The organism is Pseudomonas sp. 10C3, assembly GCF_036346185.1.
In the GTDB taxonomy this organism is placed as follows: domain Bacteria; phylum Pseudomonadota; class Gammaproteobacteria; order Pseudomonadales; family Pseudomonadaceae; genus Aquipseudomonas.
This window is the reverse complement of record NZ_JASJVE010000002.1, coordinates 189861-211908: the sequence shown is the minus strand read 5'-3', so window position 1 is coordinate 211908 and position 22048 is coordinate 189861. Positions and strand designations below refer to the sequence as shown.

The window sequence follows — 22048 nt, the reverse complement described above, 5'->3', positions numbered from 1 at the left end:
AAAACCATGACGTTCAAGGCGCCGGATAGCCTCGCCGAGCAAATCGCTCACCACCTCGCAGAACGGATCGTTCGTGGCGAGCTCAAGCCGGGTGAGCGCATTCAAGAGCAAAAAGTCACTCAAGCATTGAGTGTCAGTCGTGGTTCGGTGCGTGAAGCCTTGCTGATTCTCGAGCGCCGCCACCTGATCGTGATCCTGCCGCGTCGTGGCGCCCAAGTGACCGAACTTAACGCGCACAACGTTGAAAGCCTGTGCGCGCTGATGGGCGAGCTGTACATCCTGCTTGCCAATGCCGTGGCCAATCGTTGGGAAACGCATGCTGATCTTGCGCCGTTTTTGCGGGTTCAGCAGCGCCTGACCGCCAGCTACGAGCTTCAGGACGTGAAAATGTTCGTTGAAGAGAGCTTCAACGTAATGCGCGCCGCTTACCCGTTCGCCAATAACCCGTACCTGCAAGAAACAGTCGAAAACCTGCAGCCGTCCATGAGCCGTAACTATTACCTGGCGCTGGACCAACGCAAGGCGGAAATGAGCGAGTACCTGACCCTGTTCGCGCAACTGCTCGACTCGGTCGTGGCGCGCGACCATGCGCAGATTCGTAATGTGCTGAGCAGCTATGTCGAGCGCAGTTGCAAGTTGGTACTGTCCGCCCTGACTGCAGGCTGACCCTATGCGGCTCAAGTGCATCAGGCTGGCCGGGTTCAAATCCTTCGTGGACCCGACCACCGTCAACTTCCCGAGTAACATGGCGGCGGTGGTAGGCCCCAACGGCTGCGGAAAATCCAACATCATCGACGCCGTGCGTTGGGTGATGGGCGAAAGTTCGGCGAAGAACCTGCGCGGCGAATCGATGACCGACGTCATCTTCAACGGCTCAACCAGTCGCAAGCCCGTCAGTCAGGCCAGCATCGAGCTGGTATTCGACAACTCCGATGGCACCCTGGTGGGCGAATACGCCAGCTACGCGGAAATCTCCATTCGCCGAAAAGTCACCCGCGACAGCCAGAATACGTACTTCCTCAACGGCACCAAATGCCGTCGTCGTGACATCACCGACATCTTCCTCGGCACGGGGTTGGGCCCGCGCAGCTACTCGATCATTGAGCAAGGGATGATCTCCAAGCTGATCGAGTCCAAGCCTGAAGAGCTGCGTAACTTCATCGAAGAAGCCGCCGGCATCTCCAAGTACAAAGAGCGTCGGCGCGAGACTGAAAACCGTATCCGCCGCACTCATGAAAACCTGGCCCGCCTGACCGACCTGCGCGACGAACTGGAACGCCAGCTCGACCGTTTGCACCGTCAGGCGCAGGCGGCTGAGAAGTACCAGGAATACAAAGGCGAAGAGCGTCAACTCAAGGCACAACTGTCGGCTCTGCGCTGGCAGGCGTTGAATGAGCAAGTCGGCCAGCGCGAAGCGGTGATCGGCAATCAGGAAGTCGGTTTCGAAGCACTGATGGCTGAGCAACGCAATGCCGACGCCAGCATTGAACGTCTGCGCGACGGTCATCACGACCTGTCCGAGCGCTTCAATCTGGTGCAGGGCCGTTTCTATTCCGTGGGCGGCGATATTGCCAGGGTCGAGCAAAGTATCCAGCACGGCCAGCAGCGTTTGCGTCAGTTGCAGGACGACCTGCGCGAGTCGGAACGCGCGCGGCTGGAAACAGAGTCGCATCTGGGCCACGACCGCACCTTGCTGGCGACGCTAGGCGAAGAGCTGGAAATGCTCGAGCCCGAACAGGAAATCACCAGCGCAGCCGCCGAAGAATCCACCGCAGCGCTGGAGGACTCCGAAAGCACCATGCACGGCTGGCAGGAGAAGTGGGACGCGTTCAATCTGGACTCTGCCGAACCGCGGCGTCAGGCCGAAGTGCAGCAGTCGCGCATCCAGCAGCTGGAAAGCAGTATGGAGCGATTGGGCGAACGGCAACGGCGTTTGGGCGAAGAGCGACAGTTGCTCGCCGCAGACCCGGAAGACGCGGCCATTCTTGAACTCAGCGAAGAACTCGCCACCCGCGAAATGACCCTGGAAGAGTTGCACGCCAGCGAAGAACAGTTGGTCGAGCGCCTGGAACAACTGCGCGGAGAGCTGCATCAAGCCAATCAGGCACAGCAGCAGGCTCAGGGCGATCTACAGCGCCTTAACGGTCGGCTGGCCTCGCTGGAAGCCTTGCAACAAGCGGCGCTCGATCCGGGCACCGGTACTGCTGAGTGGCTGCGTGAACAGCAACTGACCGAGCACCCGCGACTGGCTGAAGGCCTGCGGGTCGAGTCGGGCTGGGAGCTGGCGGTGGAAACCGTGCTCGGTGCCGACCTGCAAGCGGTGCTGGTGGATGACTTCGCTGGACTGGATCTTGCGGGTTTCGAACAGGGCGACCTGCGCCTGCTCAGCCCGTCGGCCGACGTGATGCGAATTCCTGGCAGTTTGCTGGACAAGGTTGAAGCGTCGGTCGATTTGTCGGCGTGGCTGGGTCAGGTCAAACCGGTAGACAGTCTTGAAGACGCCTTAGCCTTGCGCGGTCAGCTTGGGGCAGGGCAGAGTCTGATCAGCCGCGACGGTTACTGGGTCGGTCGGCATTTTCTAAGGGTGCGCCGCGCCAGTGAAGCAGAAAGCGGAGTGCTCGCTCGCGGTCAGGAGTTGCAGCGCCTGGGGCTGGAGCGTGAGGAGCGCGAAGCCACCCTGGGCGCCCTTGAAGAGCAGCTTGTCACCCTGCGTGAGCAGCAGTTGCAGCAAGAAGACACCCGCGAGCAGCTGCGTCGGCGTTTACAGGATGAAGCGCGTCAGCAAGGCGAACTCAAGGCGCAGCTATCTGCTGGCAAAGCCAAGGTTGAACAATTGACCCTGCGCCGCACGCGTCTGGACGAAGAGCTGGGCGAATTGGGCGAGCAACGCGCCATCGAACACGAACAGCTCGGCGAGTCTCGCCTGCAATTGCAGGGCGCGCTGGACAGCATGGCCATCGACACCGAACAGCGTGAGTTGCTCCTGGCTCAGCGCGACAGCCTGCGCGAACGCCTCGACCGGGTGCGTCAGGAAGCCCGTCAGCATAAGGACCACGCCCATCAATTGGCGGTGCGTCTAGGGTCGCTCAAGGCGCAGCACGATTCCACCCGACAGGCCCTTGAGCGGCTGGAGTTGCAGTCCGAGCGTCTGAACGAAAAACGCGAGCAGCTAAGCCTTAATCTGGAAGAGGGCGAGGCGCCGCTCGAAGAACTGCGCCTCAAGCTCGAAGAGTTGCTGGAAAAACGCATGGCTGTCGACGACGAGATGCGTCTGGCAAAAATGGCGCTGGAAGACGCCGACCGTGAACTGCGCGATGCCGAGAAACGCCGCACTCAGGCCGAACAGCAATCGCAACTGGTGCGCGGCCAGCTCGAGCAGCAACGCATGGAATGGCAGGCGCTCACGGTGCGGCGCAAAACCCTGCAGGACCAATTGCTCGAAGACGGCTACGACCTGCATGGCGTGTTGGCTACGCTGACCAGCGAGGCCAACGAAAAACACGCGGAAGAAGAGTTGGAGCGCATTGCCCAGCGTATTCAACGCCTCGGTGCGATCAACCTCGCGGCCATCGACGAATACCAGCAACAATCCGAGCGTAAACGTTATCTGGATGCGCAGAATGCCGACTTGGTCGAAGCGCTGGATACCCTGGAAAACGTCATTCGCAAGATTGATAAGGAAACGCGTAATCGTTTCAAAGAGACCTTTGATCAGATAAATAGCGGTTTACAGGCACTTTTCCCAAAAGTTTTCGGTGGTGGCAGCGCTTACTTGGAACTGACGGGCGAAGATTTACTCGATACAGGTGTGACTATCATGGCGCGGCCACCTGGCAAGAAGAACAGCACCATCCATTTGCTGTCCGGTGGTGAAAAGGCCCTGACTGCCTTGGCGCTGGTTTTTGCCATTTTCAAGTTGAACCCGGCACCGTTTTGCATGCTCGACGAGGTTGACGCACCGCTGGACGACGCTAACGTAGGACGTTACGCCCGACTCGTGAAGGATATGTCGCAGACGGTGCAATTTATCTACATCACCCACAACAAGATTGCCATGGAGATGGCAGACCAGTTGATGGGGGTCACCATGCACGAGCCTGGGTGCTCGCGATTGGTTGCGGTAGACGTGGAGGAAGCGATGGCGCTGGTGGATGCCTAGCGTGCAGGCCTTGTACAGCAAGGGAAATGGCGTTTTAGTGGCCCCTTTGCTATGGGAATGCATGGTGTTATCAAGCGTCTGAAGCCGTTTGACCACTTTTGAGCGGCCGGCCCTTTGCAACAGACGGTGTAAAGTTATCTTTGGTCGTGCTAGTTTAATCACCACTTTTTCTTTTGCGTGGGTAAAACGCCTGTCAGAACATAGAGTTGGCGCCACGTTTTAAAGGGGTTTCGGCCCTTATTTCTCAGCATTTTTATTAGAGGCACTGGATTACATGGAAATCGGTCTGCGCGAGTGGCTGATCGTCATCGGCATTATTGTCATTGCCGGTATTCTTTTTGATGGCTGGCGCCGGATGCGCGGCGGCAAGGGTAAATTGAAATTCAGGCTGGACCGAAGCTTCTCCAATCTGCCGGATGACGACGAAGCCACTTCCGCCGAGCTCTTGGGGCCGCCGCGTGTGCTGGACAACCAGAAAGAACCGCAATTGGATGAGCACGATCTGCCGTCGGTGAACGTCACCCCGCGTGATGCCAAGCGCAAACGCAAGGACGAACCGCATCAGGGCGACCTGAATCTGAATCTCGATCTGGACGGGCCAAGCCTGCACGCCGGTCGCGACGAAGACTTTCCGGACGAGAACAAGCCTGGGCGACGTGCAGACGATACGACGCGCCGTACCGAAGATCTGCCGCCCGTTGAAGAAGTGCTGGTGATTAGTGTGATCTGCCGCGACGAAAGTGGCTTCAAGGGTCCTGCGTTGCTGCAGAACATTTTGGAAAGTGGTTTGCGTTTCGGCGAGATGGATATTTTCCATCGCCACGAGAGCATGGCCGGCAACGGCGAAGTACTGTTCTCCATGGCCAACGCGGTCAAGCCGGGCGTGTTCGATCTCGACGATATCGATCACTTCAGCACCCGCGCCGTGAGTTTCTTCCTTGGCTTGCCCGGCCCGCGTCATCCGAAACAGGCCTTCGACGTCATGGTGGCCGCTGCTCGCAAACTGGCCCACGAACTCAACGGTGAATTGAAAGATGATCAGCGCAGCGTCATGACCGCGCAGACCATTGAACACTACCGCCAGCGCATCGCCGAATTCGAACGCCGTGCATTGACCCAGCGCCGCTAAATACGCGCCGCTTAACCTGTAGGAGCGCGCTTGCCCGCGAGAAGGTCGGAACGACCTTCCTGCGGTGGCGAATCAACATTGAGCAGCTTCGGCTGCTTTTTTGCTTTTCGAGAGAACACGTATGACCGCCGTCGAAACCCGAATCCTGGAACTGCGCGCAGCACTGGAGCAGCACAACTACCGCTACCACGTCCTTGACGAGCCGAGCATCCCCGACGTCGAGTACGACCGCCTGTTCCAAGAGCTCAAGGCGCTGGAAGCCGAGAACCCGCAGCTGATAACGCCTGATTCACCGACTCAACGGGTCGGTAGCGCAGCGCTGTCGGCATTTACCCAGGTGCGTCACGAAATTCCCATGCTCAGTCTGGGTAATGCTTTCGACGAAAACGACATGCGTGAATTCGACCGCCGTGTCGTCGAAGGCCTGGACCTGCCGGTGGGCGACCTGTTCGGCGACGGCGCTCACGTTCAGTACAGCTGTGAACCGAAACTCGACGGCCTGGCGGTCAGTCTGTTGTACCAGAATGGCTCGCTGGTTCGCGGTGCGACCCGTGGTGATGGCACTACCGGCGAAGACATCAGCGTCAACGTACGTACCGTACGCAATATCCCGCTCAAGCTTCACGGCAGCGGCTGGCCGCAAACCCTGGAAGTGCGTGGCGAAGTGTTCATGTCCAAAGCAGGCTTTGAACGGCTTAATGCCGGACAGCTGGAAGTCGGCGGTAAAACCTTCGCCAACCCACGTAATGCTGCGGCCGGCAGCTTGCGTCAGCTGGACTCGAAGATCACCGCCAACCGTCCGCTGGAATTTTGCTGCTACGGCTTGGGTCAGGTGTCGGAAGAGTTCGCCGACACCCATATCGGCAACATGGAAAAGCTCAAGCAATGGGGCATCCCTGTCAGCCATGAGCTGAAGTTGGCTAACGGCATAGACGAGTGCCAGGATTACTACCGCGATATTGGCGAGCGGCGCTTGTCGCTGCCCTACGAAATCGACGGTGTAGTGTTCAAGGTCAATAACCTGGCCTCTCAGCGCGAGCTGGGTTTCCGTGCCCGCGAACCGCGTTGGGCCATCGCCCACAAATTCCCGGCCATGGAAGAACTCACCGAACTGCTTGACGTGGAATTCCAGGTTGGCCGCACCGGTGCAGTCACTCCGGTCGCGCGCCTCAAACCGGTCAAGGTTGCGGGTGTTACTGTCGCGAACGCCACGCTGCACAACATGGACGAAGTGGCGCGTCTGGGCTTGATGATCGGCGACACGGTGATCATTCGTCGCGCCGGCGACGTCATCCCGCAAGTGATGCAGGTCGTCCTGGACCGCCGCCCAGATAACGCGCGTCCGGTGCATATTCCAGAAACCTGCCCGGTCTGTGGTTCTCGGGTCGAGCGTACGCAGCTGGTCAAACGCAGCAAAGGCAAGGAAACCATCAGCGAGGGCGCCGTGTACCGTTGCGTCGGTCGACTGGCCTGCCGCGCGCAACTCAAACAAGCGATCATCCACTTCGTGTCCCGTCGGGCGATGGACATCGACGGCTTGGGTGACAAGAGCGTCGAGCAGTTGGTGGATGAAGGGCTGGTGTCATCCCCGGCTGACCTCTATACCTTGAAGTTCGAACAGATCGTCGGCCTTGAGGGGTTTGCCGAGGTCTCCAGCAACAAGCTGCTCAGGGCCATTAGCGACAGCAAAAAACCAACCCTGGCGCGTTTCATCTATGCGTTGGGCATTCCCGACGTTGGCGAAGAGACCGCCAAGGTACTGGCGCGCTCTTTGGCCTCGCTGGAGCGCATTAAACAGGCGCTGCCGGAAGTGTTGACGTATTTGCCGGATGTCGGGCTGGAAGTCGCCTATGAGATCCACAGCTTCTTCAGGGATGGCCACAACATCAAGGTCATCGAGCAATTGCTTGAGCGCGGTCTGGAATTGCAGGATCAGGGCGAGCTGGGTGCTGAATTCGCAGCCAGTACTACCTTGGCGGGCATGATCGACAAACTGCACATCCCTGCGATTGGGCCGGGTGCAGCGCAAAAACTGGCGGACAAATTTGGCTCGCTGCAAGGCATCATCGACGCCGACTGGCTGGACATGCGTCAGGCCTTGGCCGAGAAACAGGCGAAAGCCGTGCGTGATTTCTTCGACATCAAAGAGCACGTCCAGCGTGCACTGGAGATCGAGGCGCAACTCGAAGACTTCGGCATGCATTGGCAGAGCGAGAAAAAAGTCGTCGAAGGCCTGCCGCTGGCTGGGCAAACCTGGGTCCTGACCGGGTCCCTGGAGCTGATGAGCCGCGACATCGCCAAGGAAAAACTCGAAAGCCTCGGCGCTAAAGTCTCAGGCTCAGTCTCAGCAAAAACCCACACCGTCGTCGCCGGGCCTGGTGCGGGCTCGAAATTGACCAAGGCCAATGAACTGGGGCTAAAAGTGTTGGATGAAGAAGCGTTTGTGGTGTTTCTGAAGAAACACAATATTGAAGTGAGCTGACAGATCTGTAGGAGCTGACTTGTCTGCGAAGGGGGCGCCATGGTTCACCCTCATGTACACGGAATCGGTCATGCAATTCATGATCCAGTGCTAGTACGCCAAAAGGAGATCGTCATGTACCGCTTCTTCGAGCAACTCAGCTCCCGCATTGCCGCGCCGTTCGTGGGCGAGACCAAACGTAATAGCAAGGTCTGGCAGTGCCACTGTGGACAGTCGATCTTCTTCCCTAATACCCGGTGCCTGGCCTGTTCTGCAGCGCTGGGCTATTTGCCGGAGCAGGGTCGGCTGGCCGCGCTCGAGTCGGGGCCTGATCAAGGCACCTGGCGCTTGAGCGACGAACCCGGCCTGGAGCTTTACAGGCGTTGCGCCAACCTGGACACGCCTGCTGCCTGCAACTGGCTGTTTCCTGCGCACAACCAGGGTGAGTTCTGCATCGCGTGCAGCCTCAATCGAACCATTCCCGACCTGTCGATTCCGGAAAACCCGGATCGCTGGTGCAAAGTCGAAACCGCCAAACGTCGCCTTGTCGCGCAATTGATCGCGCTGGGTTTGCAGGTGATTCCAAAAGCGCAGGACGAAGATACTGGCTTGGCATTTGATTTCGTTGGCGTCGACCAGGAAGGCAAGTGCCCCTCCACCGGTCACGCCAACGGCTTGATCACTCTCAACATCGAAGAGGCCGACGACGCCCACCGCGAAGCCATGCGCGTGCAGATGCACGAGCCGTATCGGACCTTGCTCGGGCATTTTCGGCACGAAGTGGGTCACTACTATTGGGATCGTCTGATCCCCGACAGCCCATGGGAAAATGCTTATCGCACCCTGTTCGGCGACGAGCGCGCCAGTTATGCCGATGCTCTTGAGCACCACTACCAGAAAGGCGCGCCGGCTGACTGGCAACAGGGTTTTGTCAGCGCCTACGCCACCATGCATCCTTGGGAAGACTGGGCTGAAACCTGGGCCCACTACCTGCACATGATGGATGCCGTCGACACCGCCCTCGGTTTTGGCATGAGCGCACGGGATATGGACTTCGACTATCCGCCATTCACGTTGGAAGCTCTCTACGACCCCCAGCACCCCGGCGGTCCTGCGTTCCTCTCATTCGTCAACGCCTGGATCGAACTGGCGGGGATGCTCAACGAACTGTCCCGGAGCATGGGGCAACCCGACTTTTACCCATTCGTTCTGTCTCCGGCAGTCATTACCAAGCTGCACTTCATTCACTTGGTTATTCAGCAAGCCGGGGGCAGGGCGGACGAGGTGCTACAGGCGCAGTGAGGGGGCACGCACACCCCTTATAGACGCTCGGTAGCGCCATCCCGCAATGCCAACGACAGCCGCCGCTCATAACCAATCCGCCCCCGATACGCTTCCCCCGTATCGACCCAGCCCTGACCAAGATACAGGCCAAGCGCCGCCTGATTGTCCGTATCCACCGACAGCATCAACTGCGCCACATCTGGCCACACCGAGCGTGCCATGTCCGGGACCGCCTGCAAGCAGACTCTCCCCAGGCCATGACCCTGCATCCTGCGGTCGATCTGCAAGGCATGCAGGGTGGCGGCATCCTGATCTGCCCAGTGCGGTAAATACGGCCCGCGCTTTAGCATAAAAAAACCGATGGGATAGTCGTCGGCAATCAGTACAAAACCCTTGATATCGTCATTCGGTTTACCCTGCAGGGCATTCAGTGCGCTGTAGATATCCCCGGAAAAAGCCTTCTGCTCCGGCAGCACTTCAAGGTGTTGCAATTGCTGGCGTTGAACAACCGACAGGTCTTCATAACAGACCAATTTAGTTTGCATCGATCGAATCCTGCGAGGACGCATCGCGTCACGGCCGAATAGGGTAACGCAAAAGCCCCAACGTCGGGCCCACCGTACACAGCCGCCAGCCTCTGCCACACAAGTGCTTGAGCCCCCTCGGATTTTTAATCCAAAACCAACGGTTGTAACTTCTCGCCAGACCGGTACAATGGCGCCGTTCGCCGTCAGGTGAACGTCGTTATGGTGACCCCATCGGTCCCCCCGCAACGATTACCCGTGAACCTGGTCAGATCCGGAAGGAAGCAGCCACAGCGGGAACATTGTGTGCCGGGGTGTGGCTGGTGGGGTTGCCTCCATAACGCAAATCCTTGATTTTAAAAGGATTTATCAGTCAAAAATCTTGAAGTGTGACAGCGTTTAGGTACACCTAAGTGGTGCATCGTAGTCGCCATCCTAGCTCGCTCAAGTATCTGTCGCCAAGCTGGTTTTACCTCCCCCACTATTTTTAGTCGTCAGTCAGCACATTGCGTTGCCAGAAAAATGCTGTGAAATATCAGCTATTTCGTAACGGTATCAAGCAATATCTGGATTTTAGACGGCAGCCTCTTCAAGCTTCTCCGAATATCGAGTGCTTTAACGGTGCTTTTTATACTTTGTGTGAGAGGGCATAGTATGGATTGGATTTGCAGCTTGCAAGACTCTAGACGTCAGATAGCCCCCATGAAAATTGGCTTTCGTTTGATGGCAAGGCCTCCTTTCTGTTTTTCAAGAAAGCCCTAGCTTGCAGGGCTCAGGGCTCAGGGCTCACATACCGATAGGAAGCGTTACATCCTCTTAAGTGTACCGTGCTCTGCCATAAACTCAGAAAATTGAGTCCAAGTGAGATTATATTTATTTACATGGTTTCCTGATGGAAGCCATTCGATGTTGCCTTGGCTTATGAGAATAGTTCCGAGCTTGCCGCCATCTTTTTTTACATCAATTTCTACGTCTTGGCGTTGTACCAGCATAGATTGCATATTGATCTTGACTTCATGTGCCATTGGGCATCCCTTGCATTTTGTGAGGTGGCGCAATGCTATTGCTTTTTGGTATTCAAGGAAAGGCGCCGATGCATCAAGCAAGGTATTTGGCTACCAGCTATAGATGCAGGACGATTATCAAATATCTAGGGTCATAAAGACGTTCTTAAGCCGCCCCCTGCTAGGAGGTGAGTCAGGGCTTTAAACGTCTGGAAGTGTCGTAAAACGCGTGCTAATAGGCACGTCAGGCCTTGTTCCAGTGACGCTTGACAGTAGCAATGCCAAGCTTCAACTCTTGAGCTACTTGAGCTTGCGTCATGTCTCTAGCCTTGAGCTTCTGCACCAAGGTTGTGGTGTTTGTCGCTTCGGGTCTTCCCAGCTTCTTACCTTCAGCCTTTGCACGAATCAACCCTTGCTGTGTGCGTTCAATTAGCAAGTCACGTTCAAACTCAGCCACTGCCCCTAGCACCTGCATGGTCATCTTGCCTGCTGCACTAGTGAGGTCTACACCACCAAGGGCTAGGCAATGAACGCGGATGCCGGTAGATGCCAGATGCTCAACGGTCTGGCGTACATCCATTGCGTTACGCCCCAATCTATCAAGCTTGGTAACGATCAGCACATCACCCGATTCCATACGCTCCAACAGCTTCTGAAAGCCTGCTCGTTCCTTCGCAGCAACGCTACCTGATACCGTTTCTTCTACTACCCGACCGGCCTGCACATCGAAGCCAGCCGCTTTGACTTCCTGAACTTGGTTTTCAGTGAACTGAAGAGCGGTGCTTACTCGGCAGTAGAGGAAGGTGCGTGACATGATGTTAGCTCCAGTATCGTTTAACGTGGTATCAGTGTACCAAGGTATCAACAATGCTGAAAGCCTATATTTATGATTCCTTATGCCGCCCGTCAGATTGGTATCGTTTAACGGTCGTTTGATGATACCAGCTACAGCGCGAGCTCAACGAAACTTAGCGCTCAGCGGAAGTCATAAAACGGGGCGATTCCTCTCGCTTGGAAGAAAAATCTTGGCTGCACTCAAGTCGTGCCCATACGACAGCATCGCGGTAGAGCCCTGTTCATCTCTGAAGCTTGCGAACACCTGCCCGGTGATGGCACTCTGACACTCTCAAGTTATCGCAAGGAAGCTGCTATGAAGGACGGAATTATTCGGTTGAACGACTACCTGTGCTATCTCGCAATCGCCATCGCGGCTTTCGTTGGTTATGCAGGCTATGGCGTATTAGGGGGGCTGGGAGGGTTTGTCGCTGGAGCAGTTCTTGCTGGTGTCTGGCTCGTTTTGAGCGGGATTTATGACGAACTAAAGAAAATTACTGCATCGAAAGGATTGCGTTAACCAATACGCAGGGAAGTGATTGATGGACAGCCAAGAAATTGAACTTCGGCAAGACTCTGCAATGATGCTTCGCACGGATATGCATTTAAAGAAAAGAAACCTCAAGGACGCGATTGCAAAACATCGTGAAGTCGCCAGCACTATAGTGGCTGTAGGCGAAGATCTGAAGTGTGCGACCATTCGCTTAGATGATCTCCAATCCGGTAGAGGTAAGGCGCTTGCTTCAGAGCCTGATATAAAGATTTTTGAGTTTTGGTTGAGTATCCCCGGATATCAAGGGAGTATTCAGAAGGCAAAAGCCGAAATGACGATGCATGGTAGCCTCCAACATGTAAGCAACGTCAGCAGTACCAGCAAGAGTGGGTTAGGCGGCGGCATTGTCGGCGGTCTAGTTTTTGGGCCATTGGGGGCTGCCGCTGGGGTATTGGCTACGCGTAAAAGCAAAGTTAGCACACACGTCCAACGTATAGACACGCGGCAAGTGGAGTTGCAAATCACGGGACCTGGCTATGCTTGGTCAGCCTTGGCTCACTCGGGTTATGCTGACAAATTCAGGGAGCTTAGAGATTTGATAAATGCTTATGGATCAAACCCCAAGAGCATTCAAGACTCTTTTCGCGAACAAACCACAATTGTAAATACTCTACAGAAAAAGTTGACCAAGCTAAAAGCGCAACATCAAGTCGCCACCCTGGAAGCTGAAGAGCGAAAGCTCGCTTATGAAGCAACGAAAAAAGATTTTACAGCTATTCGATTGCCGCTCTTCACGGATTTTAAATTTAGATGGGAGTGCCTATCCAGTTTTTGGCAATGGCTGGCGATATTATGTGGTCCGGCCCTACTAGTTATACTCGCCGGGGTAACTGTGTATGCTCGTATCACGGCCCAACCATGGCTAAGTCAAGCGATTGGTCTAGCGGTAGGAGAAATCTTGCTTTGGTGCGCGTTATTCATAGTCTATCTGATGCGCTACCGTGTTTAATTATTCACAATGGGCTAAGGGCGCCTGCGCATAAGTGAGTGCATATCCATCTACGAATGCAGGAAATGCCTCCCGCCTCCAAGGTGCCCGACCGGTTAACCATTAACGGCAACAGCGCTATTTATCCAGCAACGAGATGCCGACGCGAGTCTGTCAATAACCCTATGGCTAGTGACCTTACTCCACCAATGACCTCAGAGAGTTATCGTAAGCACGTTTCGCCTCGACCTCGCGGTCACGTTTATCCTGTGCGGCTTGCTGCCTGTCTTCCAGTGCCCGTTGACGGGCTTCTGCTTTCATCTGTTCGCGCACTTTTGCGAAATGTGGGGATAGATCCTCGACCGACTTTTTGATCACCTCATCCCGCCATGCGTATGGTGTCAAGCCACGATTGAAGTCGTCAGGAAAACATTGCTTAGCGACAAGGGCGAGTTCTCGCTCGCTTAGGTGATAGTTACCCAGTACACAGCCTTCGGTAATCTTCAGTAACTTCGGAAAATCTTGGTCAAATTTTGACCGCTTGTCGTCCAATGCTTTAGCTTGCTTAGCCTTGGTATCGGCCAAAAAACCTCGTACGTTATGGGTTTGTGCAAAGTGGGACTGATCGTATTCGTTAATATCTACCCTAACGCCGGAAGCTCGAATCAGCGACTCGTCGCGTTGCTTAGCGTTGAAATCATCCATTGCCCTATCTGAACGAGTTTTTAAGCCGCACCCCGCAAGCAAGGCCCCAGCAAGTAGCAACACCATTAGCTTTTCCATAGCTTTTAAGTCCTTGGTACGTAGTACGCTTGAAGTTTGTTTTTTCGAATACGTATGAGAGATATAGATTTCGCCACTGATCCGTCTGAATTGCGGATAAATTGAGCGCCAATCGATACATAATCGGTGTCAGCTTTCAAGCGCCCGCAATGTTTACTATCGGCTAGCTCATCAATACCCTCCATAAAATAATGGGCCTGCTCCATGGCAGACGTAAGGGTGTCGCAGACTACCTCACCCTTGGGCAAAATAGGCCAGTCGGCTAGGGCATGGATGGAAATAGAATAGGCCGCTAGGCTGAAACAGACAATCCATATGTTTTTCAATCCTTTCACCTTGTGGAACTGAACGAAGCGCTAGATTTAAGCGGTCGATTATAGCGACGGACCAAAGAGAGGGATAGGTGATTCCTGATGGACGTTGCTTCCTTTTTAAAGCGCATCGCTCAGATCGGATGCAGGACTTACGGCCTGCCAACTGGCTCCACCGTTCCAAAAAACAGCCCCAGCGATCTGATCCCTCTAAATACTGTCGCCACTCAGAGAGTGGCGAGAAAGCCTCAATGGAAGGTTTGGGGTGACGCGTTATTATCAGCAACGCTCCGAAGGATAAACCAATAATAAGTCATTGGCTGTATCCTTGTAAGGGTTTGATTCGAGAATCTAAAATCCTAATGTGTGCTCCCATATCGTCATTTATCCTATCCTATCCTATCCTATCCTATCTTGTCTTTCAGCAGTGTTGTTGGTTTTTTGCTCTGTGTAAATTCACGAGTGAAACCATTTTGTAACGAATTGCATTTTTGTCATCGCTATCAACTATTGCTGTAAGCAATGCAGGCGTCAGCAATAAAATGCAAATGACTCTCGCTAGGGTGGGCGGTTTTAGGGTAACTATACAGTGTTATTCAAGCGCAAGAATCTTTGTTATTTGTTATTTGTTATTTGTTAAAATCATAAGCATTATAATTTTTTAATTTTTAGAGGGGGGATGCATCCTGCTTAGTGTGTGATCTGAATTCACCAGTAATCATGGGCCTCACCAGGGGGTGAGAGGACTCGCACCCTCCAAATCCTTGTGTTTATGTATCCTGCTACACCTTCGTTTTGATAGCGTATCTTTCTTCAAGAGTTTTACGAGTTGGATCTGTGCTACCTTGTTGCTTATAAAACGGCTGTGAAGCTTTTAGCAGGATGTTAATGTGCATTTGAATCTATTCCTCTGACAGTTTTGCCGATTCCACTTGGTTAGAATCATCCAGCTTAGGAAGCTCTGCCTTATTGAAATAGACTTGGCTTTGTTGTAAGTATATTATAGGGTCTATTGCATGTGCTTCAGTTGATATGCATTTTTTTGCAATTTTGAGTTTGAATCTATAAGTTAGAAGGGTAGGAGGGTGTTAGCGTAAGCTGGAACTAACGTACCCGCCTGTTGATACTTGTTATCGGTGGGAAGAAAGTTGCGGCCCTCGATGCGATACCACTTGCCACCTTTAACATTGTGGATGACAATTCGCTTTTCGGCATCTTGTACGAAAAAACTGTTCTCTTCCAACCAATCCAGCGCCACGTCACTAAAATCACCATTAGGTTTGTAAGCTCTGGCCGGGAAGTCTTCACCGACCACGTTTTCTATTTTGGCGTTGGTGTGGTCCGTGATATTGTCTTCTATCTCAATAGGAGACGGTTGGGGGGTTGTTTTGCTAAGCGAATCGAAGTCTCCATATTGCACGTTGCCGCTGTATTCCACCTCGGCCTCATACTGAATGCCTAGACGATCATCCCAGTCAGGTATGACTTCAGTTGCCCAGTTCATCCCTGCCCCTGGAAGATCGTCGTGTTCCAGCACATCGGACACGTCAATGCCTACTGAACCCTTAGCTTGAGCATCTGCTAATGCGTGTCCTGTTAGCGCTGGTACGGCCTCTGGTAGCGGCTTTGCCTTCTTGATGGGTTGGATTAGTACAAGGTCAGCTGAAATCGTGTAGGAATTTGATTTGTGCCCACTGACACGCGTTTGGAAAACAGTAATGTAACCTTCATCTTTGAGTTTTTTAATAAAACGCTTTATCGTGGATTCGCTAATATTTGTCGCTGCCGAAATATCAATTTGGTTATCGAACCATTCACGACCACTTTCCTTAAAAAACTGATAGCGGTCCAGCATCCACAGCCATAGGATTTTTTGTTCAGCAGTGAAAGGTTTAATTTCTTGCCCTGTTGTTTTCCCGACCCAACCTTCAGCAGAAAGCAGTTCGCGATAACCAGCAATGTAGGGACTGAGTTGTTTTGGATCAGTTGTGAAGAGCTGCGATTTCATATGTGTTATCCTCGACTGTTGATTGAGACTGACTTTGTTGTTTCAAGAGAAGCGTAATGATTGTTTGAATGGTATGGGTAGGGCTGTTGTGTTTAAGTTTATCCATCAAGATTTCAAGCTCTCTTGACGACCGATCGTTTAGGTTTATACGCATTACTAATCTCGACTAATGTTTGAACCATAGGTCATCGTGACCCTTGGCTATTGATGTTTCTACGATCTTGCGATCTCTGCACCAAAAACAAATATAATGGGCCTTTGGCCCTTGCACGGATAAAGACGCTGAATACGAAAATCAGATCATCGCTTTTGCTTTTGTATATTGTGTCTGCGTGTGAAGGTCGTAGACCGAGGCGTAGCGGATACAAGCAGTAGATTTTAAATTCGTATGCTTGTCTTTTTTATTGCATCATTGTTTATACATCATTATTACTATAGGGTCATAGTGACCTATGCCATAGATCATGGTGACCTTTGGCAAAGGTCGTCACGACCTTGTACCACAGTATCTCTACCTAAGCTTCGCCATTTCTTCTCGTATCTCTTTGTGCAGGTAATGCTGTCTCACAATAGTGTTCAATAACTGAGTAAAGCTTGAATAATTTACAGCGTCATTTTCAAGTTTTTCAATCAAGCCAAGATCCATAGGGATTTTCAGTACGCGAAAGTTCTTCATTACAACGCATCCTCAGTGATTAGTGACTTTACCTTGTCCTGAAATTCAAAAACTTCCGCCGGGGTGTTTAAAGACATAACAATCTCTTTGACCAATAGTTTTGCTTTCTTACGAGCATTGTAAAGATTGACATTGCATAGATTTGAACAAAATACGTGTTTGCGGTTTGTTGGTTCAAATAGTTCGTGACAGATCAAGCATTCTTGCATTGGTGTTTCCTCGATGGTTACATTTAAGTTATACGGCGGTTACTTCATCAGGGTGATGAATTGAGTGTTGCTCATTTGGATGGTCGCCTTTGGCAAGGCAGTCATCTATAAGCTTGAAGGCCATAGCGGGGGCAAGCCCAGGCATTGTTTTATGTCGCCAATAATGCATCTGGTTATGGCATTTCTGAGAACAGAGAATCTTGGAGCTTCGTGTGGTTAGCATTTCACTCCCGCACCATTTACATTGCTTTACTAATTTCATAGGCGTTGAAAAGCCCTCCAGTGTTGTTTGGAATATTCAAGATTAAGGAACTTAAAACAACAACAAACCACAATTCAGACTAAATCTATAGCGCGAATTGTGGTTTGAAACTTCAGAAGTTTTTTGATGGCAGCTATTGTAAAGAAGGAAACAACATCTGCATTGACCTAACGAGGAAACTCTAATAACACCATTAGGTCGAATGTTTTTAACGAGATGGTACGCGAGAGGGAGAAGCTGAAGAAAATCCTAACTCGTAGTTTTTTCTTATGGAGAGATTTTAGCAAATTTCATGTTCAAATTGCAAGCTTTTGGAAATATAATTAAGTTTATTTCGCTATATATATGTAACAACTTATTACTTGCTATCGAGTTGTGTTTGTTATTGCTTGCTCTCTCATAACTTATGCAAAATTTAACTTTTTTAACGACATACAATTCAGCCCATATGCCCATATGGAGTGATCTAGTGATTATATTTAGATTTGTCTATAATGATTACTAATTATCAAAATGGGTTACAGGAGAACTTCGGTAAAAGCTACCCTTACCCATGGCCATACAAAGCAAACGCTCTGCCTAAGACCGGGTAGGAGCCTTTAACCTGAAGTCCTTCCTGATTCCATACCCGTAGAAGCAATAAATGCCATCAAAATTGGGAACGAGGTAGATCGAATCCAAACATCGGATTCAGTACGGTCTACCACGGGTAGGGGTAGCCGCCTTCGGAACTGGGACACTGATAACGCCCAATCTAGTCAGGTAGAGTTCACACAGCTTTAGCAGAGCTGCTGGGGGGTGCTGACTTGAAGCTCACCCATCGACCTTTCCCATCTCACAGTAGGTCGCTTGTTTAAGATTGTTGCTGCCAGTTCATGCGGGAAGCTTCCACCACCACACTAGCCGACCACTTAGCCAATTAAGGACAATCCGATTTTCGCTAGGAGAAGCGACAACGGGAAATCATACACTTAAAATTTTAGTATTTCAAATAACTGTAAGAAACCAATATAAGTTTATTTGTAGCGGGAAAAAGGGATGAGAAAACGCCGTTAGCCTGAACCCTGGCATAGACAAGGGTTTGAGCTGGAAACGTCTCCAGCCCCTCTGTAGCCCCTTAACTGACGGCTTTTACTACGAATATGGATAACTAACGTGAGGTTAGTCATAGGTTAATATCGGGTAGCCCCCGTATTGCTTCCAACATTGCTTTTACAGGTGTCCGGCTTCCATAGATGCCAAATGTAGTTGAGGAGTCAGTGTGTCCAACCATGCGTTTTACCAAAGAATCTTGAACGCCTAGCTCTCGCATATCATCAATAAAGCTATGACGAAAGCTGTGAAAAGTTTTCTTTGGGTCAGTAATGCCGAGCTTGTGTCTGTATCTGCTGAACCACTTGCTTGGTGCGTGACCAAGTTTATCTCGTGTTGGCGCCAGCTCTGGAAATAGCCGAATACTGCCCTCTGCTTTGATCGTGTTCGCATACTCCAAAAGCCCTAGTTCTATCAGCGCTGGGTGAATGGGAATGATACGGCGACTACTTTCGTTTTTCAGTTTTTGGCCCTCATGGCTATCGTCTATCCGAATGCAAGGAACTCCGTGCACCTCTGAGATATCGCCGACGTGCAATTGGCAAAGCTCCTCCAGACGAGCACCTGTATATCTTCCTAGCAGCGGTAACCAATAACGCCAAGGATGCTTACGTGCCTCAGCTTTCAGTGCGTTCAAATCGAGCACCTTATGGATGTCTTCAATTTCAAAAGACAGTCGGGCGTCTTTTGCTGCGCCCGTCATCATCTTTAGTCCGGACAGCGGATTATCTTGAATATATCCGTTGGTCTTGCACCAGTTAAGAAAGGCAGAAAGTTTACGTAGCCGGTTGTTGACGGTCACAGCACTGATGGTCTTGTATGTTTTTGCTGAAGCGACAACCTGACTGAGTGTCATGTCTTCAAATTCAGGGCGTAGGCCGAAGTATTGCGGGCAACGGCTTAACCGATCCTTGAGGGTCCGTGCTTGGTTTACGTCGAAGGCTTCAGCTGGCATATCGCCCATTAGCTCGAAGAGATCGCGTAGGGCACGTTCCACCTCGAAGGTGCTGACAGTTCGCCATGTACCCCCACGTTTGCCTTCTTCTATATACCGCTTGGACAGGGCGGCTAGAGTAGGCCCGTCGCTGCTCTGCTTTGGAGCGTGGGCTAACGTCTTCCTCGTAATGGGCTGGATCGTTGGCGTGGGGATAGAGTCTCGCCACCCCGAACACAGGGTACGGAGCGTCTGAAGGTCAGCCACAGGGTGTTCAATCAGGTGGCTAAGTACTTGTTGGGCCAGTGAACTGGCGAGAAACAAAGCAGGCTGACGCTCTCGTAGGTTGAGGCTCAGACGCAATGTGTGACAGTTTGGGAATAGGTGCTTGGGTAGCCTGAGGTTCAGGTAATAGAAGGGGCTGCGACGGATAATGTAGGCCATGTGTGACACCGATGTGTGACAGCAAAGTGTGACAGTGCTGGCTACACCCCGAATTTCTGACACTCCTTATCGGCGTTTTCTATTGCCGTATCAGAACACGGATTTAACCCGTCAACAGCCTGAAAGCCCCGTGTTACATAGTCCGCAACGATTACCCGAGCATGCTTGCATGCCTACCTGGTCAGATCCGGAAGGAAGCAGCCACAGCGGGAACATTGTGTGCCGGGGTGTGGCTGGTGGGGTTGCCTCCATAACGCAAAATTCCTCGATTAAAACAGCTAACCACTCTTTCGCTACAAGGCGATTCAAAGGGTGTTTTCTCACGTCCAGAATTCCTTCCTCGAATCGCACTCGCTGGACAGGTCAGCGTGTCGGTCCGGGTGGCGTCGCCGGGACTGTGCGCCACGGTTCAGGGCACTGATGTACATAAGGGTAGTAGCCTTTGGCCGAGTCGCAGTAGTACCAATTGGGCGCGGGTGGAGGGCTTGATGGCGCCCCCGTCGTTATCCTCTCGGGCGGCATCGACGGTGTTGGCTCAATCACCACCGTGGACGGCCTGTAAGGGTAGTAGTAAGCAGGGGCGGGATAGTAATAGACCGGGTAAGCAGGGTAGTAGTAAGGGCCGGCAATGTGCGCGGCTTCCCAGCCCAGGCCCAAACCAATTCCTATGCCCCACCATGCGGGGCCGCCGCTGTGCCAGCCGCCACCATGACCGCCTCCATGCGAGTCGGCGGTGGCCGGTAATGAAAGACTCGTACCGATCAGAACCACGCCAATAAGCGTGCAACGTTTTATCGAGTCAATGTTCATGATGTCTACCTAATAGACTGTGCAATGCAGCTTATTCTTCGTGTGTTCGGCTTTGGTTTTCTTCCATCATGGGGCTCGACATGGGCATGTGTGTGCCCCAGCCGCCGTACCCGTGCATTCTGCGGTGCATCCCGTTCCAGAACAGATCGAATATGGTTTTTTGGTCAGTGCTCAACGTGTCATAAAACGTTTTGGTGCGAGCTTGAGCCGCTTCCAGACGAGCTACGTGTGCTTGCATCCAGGTGATTTGTGCGTGTAAACGCTCTATTCCTTGTGCCATTCTTTCCGGCGTTGTTTCGTCAATCACCGGTTTCGCCGTGCTCCCTTTTTCCTCATGTCCGGGTTTGTCTTTTTCCAGTTGCTGATGGGCATCCGTCATCAAGCCGGCGGACCATGTCTCCCACGCAGGCATTTGCGCTGGTGTTAGATTCAGCTTGCCCTTGAGTTCGTCCAGAGTCTGTTGCGTGTGCTTGACCCAGTCAAAATTCTGACGGTATTCGGCCACGCCCCCTGAAGGTGGCGTTTCCGGGTTAGCAAAGACGTTGGTTGATGGCAGCAGTAAAGCACTTGCTGCCATCAGTATGTATTGGCCGATCAGGCCTGCTTTTTTCATCTTCAGCTCCTATCAACGTCGTGAGTGCCGTTTTAAGAATAGGAGTCGGTGTTAAGGGGGGGTTGATCTACATCAGAAAGTAGGCATACAGAGGGGCGAGCAGGCAGGTTCTGATCTTAGTTCATTCTCGACTATTGACGGTGCCGCATAGTCTTAACTGTTACTGCCATCCAATCGCCGCCACGCCGTGCGCTGCCTAAACTTGACGTTAAAGATATCGGCTCTGCCCTTCCGTGCAGGGCGTGGAGGTGCATCATGCGTATGGCAAAAACGGTACAACGTAGCCTGGAACAGGCGCGCTGTGATTATGACATCGTGGCTCACCCGCACTCGGCGACGAGTCTGGAGTCCGCGCGGGTGGCCAGCGTTCCGGCGGAGCGCTTGGCTAAATCAGTGATTCTCGATGATCAACACGGGCATTACATGATGGCTGTGTTGCCCGCTGATCGGCATTTGGATTTGAGCAAAATACAAACCAGTGGGGATTGGCAGCTCACTCGCGAAAGTGGCTTGCCGCACCTGTTCGGCGACTGTGAGCGTGGCGCGATCCCGGCACTGGGTGAGGCCTATGGAATCAAGATGCTGCTCGATCCGATGTTGACCCGCCAGGAGGACATCTACCTGGAAGCTGGTAACCACCACTATTTGGTCCACATGCGCATGGACCAATACCTGAAACTGGTGCCGCATGCCGAGGTGCGTGAGGTCTGCCAGTAATGAGCGTCAATGATCGAGCCAGGTTGTGCCGCGTGCGTTCAACCTGGCTCAAGGAGTGACTCATGGAATTACCTGTGCATAGTTTGCCGGCTCTTTTTCAACAGTTGGGGCTTGCGGCCGACCCGGTCAGCATTGACGCCTTCCTCGCCACTCATTCACCCCTCAAGGCCGACCTTGCGTTAGAGGACGCTTTTTTCTGGACCCCCGCACAGGCCTCTTTTCTGCGCGAGGAGATCCTTGAAGACGCCGACTGGGCCGAGGTGGTCGATCAACTTAATCTCCTGCTGCGAAAGAGGGGATGAATGTCGCCGAT

At 52.7% G+C, this 22048-nt stretch carries 17 protein-coding genes and 1 other RNA gene; 10 read left to right on the top strand and 8 right to left on the bottom strand.

The window, feature by feature from the left end; genetic code table 11:
* Positions 1-6: 6 nt before the first annotated feature.
* The 5 genes from QN399_RS02780 (at position 7) to QN399_RS02760 (ending at position 9051) form a co-directional block, all read left to right on the top strand.
* Entirely contained in the window at positions 7-666 is a 660-nt protein-coding gene (locus QN399_RS02780; protein WP_322179917.1) for a GntR family transcriptional regulator, read from the top strand.
* Between the two features lie 4 nt (positions 667-670).
* Positions 671-4159, top strand: coding sequence for a chromosome segregation protein SMC (gene smc, locus QN399_RS02775; RefSeq protein ID WP_330200527.1), 3489 nt, complete (start codon positions 671-673; stop codon positions 4157-4159).
* A gap of 274 nt (positions 4160-4433) precedes the next feature.
* The gene (gene zipA, locus QN399_RS02770) at positions 4434-5288 is read left to right on the top strand and encodes a cell division protein ZipA (RefSeq protein ID WP_322215526.1); all 855 of its coding nucleotides are present in this window, start codon (positions 4434-4436) and stop codon (positions 5286-5288) included.
* A 121-nt stretch (positions 5289-5409) separates the two neighbouring features.
* Entirely contained in the window at positions 5410-7770 is a 2361-nt protein-coding gene (gene ligA, locus QN399_RS02765) for an NAD-dependent DNA ligase LigA (protein ID WP_322179911.1), read from the top strand.
* A 114-nt stretch (positions 7771-7884) separates the two neighbouring features.
* Positions 7885-9051 (top strand): putative zinc-binding metallopeptidase, encoded by a 1167-nt coding sequence (locus QN399_RS02760; RefSeq protein WP_330200526.1) that lies wholly within the window; start codon positions 7885-7887, stop codon positions 9049-9051.
* Positions 9052-9068: 17 nt separating this feature from the next.
* On the opposite strand, the gene QN399_RS02755 is transcribed toward QN399_RS02760, so the two are convergent.
* Positions 9069-9578 (bottom strand): GNAT family N-acetyltransferase, encoded by a 510-nt coding sequence (locus QN399_RS02755; RefSeq protein ID WP_322179907.1) that lies wholly within the window; start codon positions 9576-9578, stop codon positions 9069-9071.
* Between the two features lie 211 nt (positions 9579-9789).
* On the opposite strand from QN399_RS02755, the gene ffs reads away from it, so the two are divergent.
* An RNA gene (gene ffs / locus QN399_RS02750) (signal recognition particle sRNA small type) lies at positions 9790-9886 on the top strand.
* Positions 9887-10363: 477 nt separating this feature from the next.
* Here ffs and QN399_RS02745 read toward each other — a convergent pair.
* On the bottom strand, positions 10364-10582 hold the full coding sequence (locus tag QN399_RS02745; protein ID WP_330200525.1) for a hypothetical protein: 219 nt from the start codon (positions 10580-10582) through the stop codon (positions 10364-10366).
* Positions 10583-10805: 223 nt separating this feature from the next.
* The gene (locus tag QN399_RS02740) at positions 10806-11375 is read right to left on the bottom strand and encodes a recombinase family protein (protein WP_330200524.1); all 570 of its coding nucleotides are present in this window, start codon (positions 11373-11375) and stop codon (positions 10806-10808) included.
* A gap of 336 nt (positions 11376-11711) precedes the next feature.
* Here QN399_RS02740 and QN399_RS02735 point away from each other — a divergent pair, with 336 nt between their 5' ends.
* A complete protein-coding gene (locus QN399_RS02735; protein WP_330200523.1) occupies positions 11712-11915 on the top strand; it encodes a hypothetical protein in 204 nt (67 codons plus the stop codon).
* A gap of 22 nt (positions 11916-11937) precedes the next feature.
* Complete coding sequence (locus tag QN399_RS02730) at positions 11938-12897, top strand: hypothetical protein (RefSeq protein ID WP_330200522.1); 960 nt, start codon at positions 11938-11940, stop codon at positions 12895-12897.
* A 177-nt stretch (positions 12898-13074) separates the two neighbouring features.
* Here QN399_RS02730 and QN399_RS02725 read toward each other — a convergent pair whose 3' ends face one another.
* The 5 genes from QN399_RS02725 to QN399_RS02705 form a co-directional block, all read right to left on the bottom strand.
* On the bottom strand, positions 13075-13659 hold the full coding sequence (locus QN399_RS02725; RefSeq protein ID WP_330200521.1) for a hypothetical protein: 585 nt from the start codon (positions 13657-13659) through the stop codon (positions 13075-13077).
* 1380 nt (positions 13660-15039) lie between these two features.
* Positions 15040-15978 (bottom strand): winged helix-turn-helix transcriptional regulator, encoded by a 939-nt coding sequence (locus QN399_RS02720; protein WP_330200520.1) that lies wholly within the window; start codon positions 15976-15978, stop codon positions 15040-15042.
* 2312 nt (positions 15979-18290) lie between these two features.
* Entirely contained in the window at positions 18291-19595 is a 1305-nt protein-coding gene (locus QN399_RS02715) for a site-specific integrase (RefSeq protein ID WP_330200519.1), read from the bottom strand.
* A 363-nt stretch (positions 19596-19958) separates the two neighbouring features.
* Positions 19959-20405: a hypothetical protein gene (locus tag QN399_RS02710; RefSeq protein WP_330200518.1), complete on the bottom strand. Its 447-nt coding sequence runs from the start codon at positions 20403-20405 to the stop codon at positions 19959-19961.
* A gap of 31 nt (positions 20406-20436) precedes the next feature.
* Positions 20437-21018 carry a Spy/CpxP family protein refolding chaperone gene (locus tag QN399_RS02705; protein WP_322179905.1) on the bottom strand — a complete coding sequence of 194 codons (582 nt, stop codon included), beginning with the start codon at positions 21016-21018 and terminating at the stop codon, positions 20437-20439.
* 255 nt (positions 21019-21273) lie between these two features.
* On the opposite strand from QN399_RS02705, the gene QN399_RS02700 reads away from it, so the two are divergent.
* Positions 21274-21735 carry an aminoacyl-tRNA deacylase gene (locus tag QN399_RS02700; RefSeq protein ID WP_219060504.1) on the top strand — a complete coding sequence of 154 codons (462 nt, stop codon included), beginning with the start codon at positions 21274-21276 and terminating at the stop codon, positions 21733-21735.
* 62 nt (positions 21736-21797) lie between these two features.
* Entirely contained in the window at positions 21798-22037 is a 240-nt protein-coding gene (locus QN399_RS02695) for a DUF2789 domain-containing protein (protein WP_322179904.1), read from the top strand.
* The last annotated feature ends 11 nt before the right edge of the window (positions 22038-22048 follow it).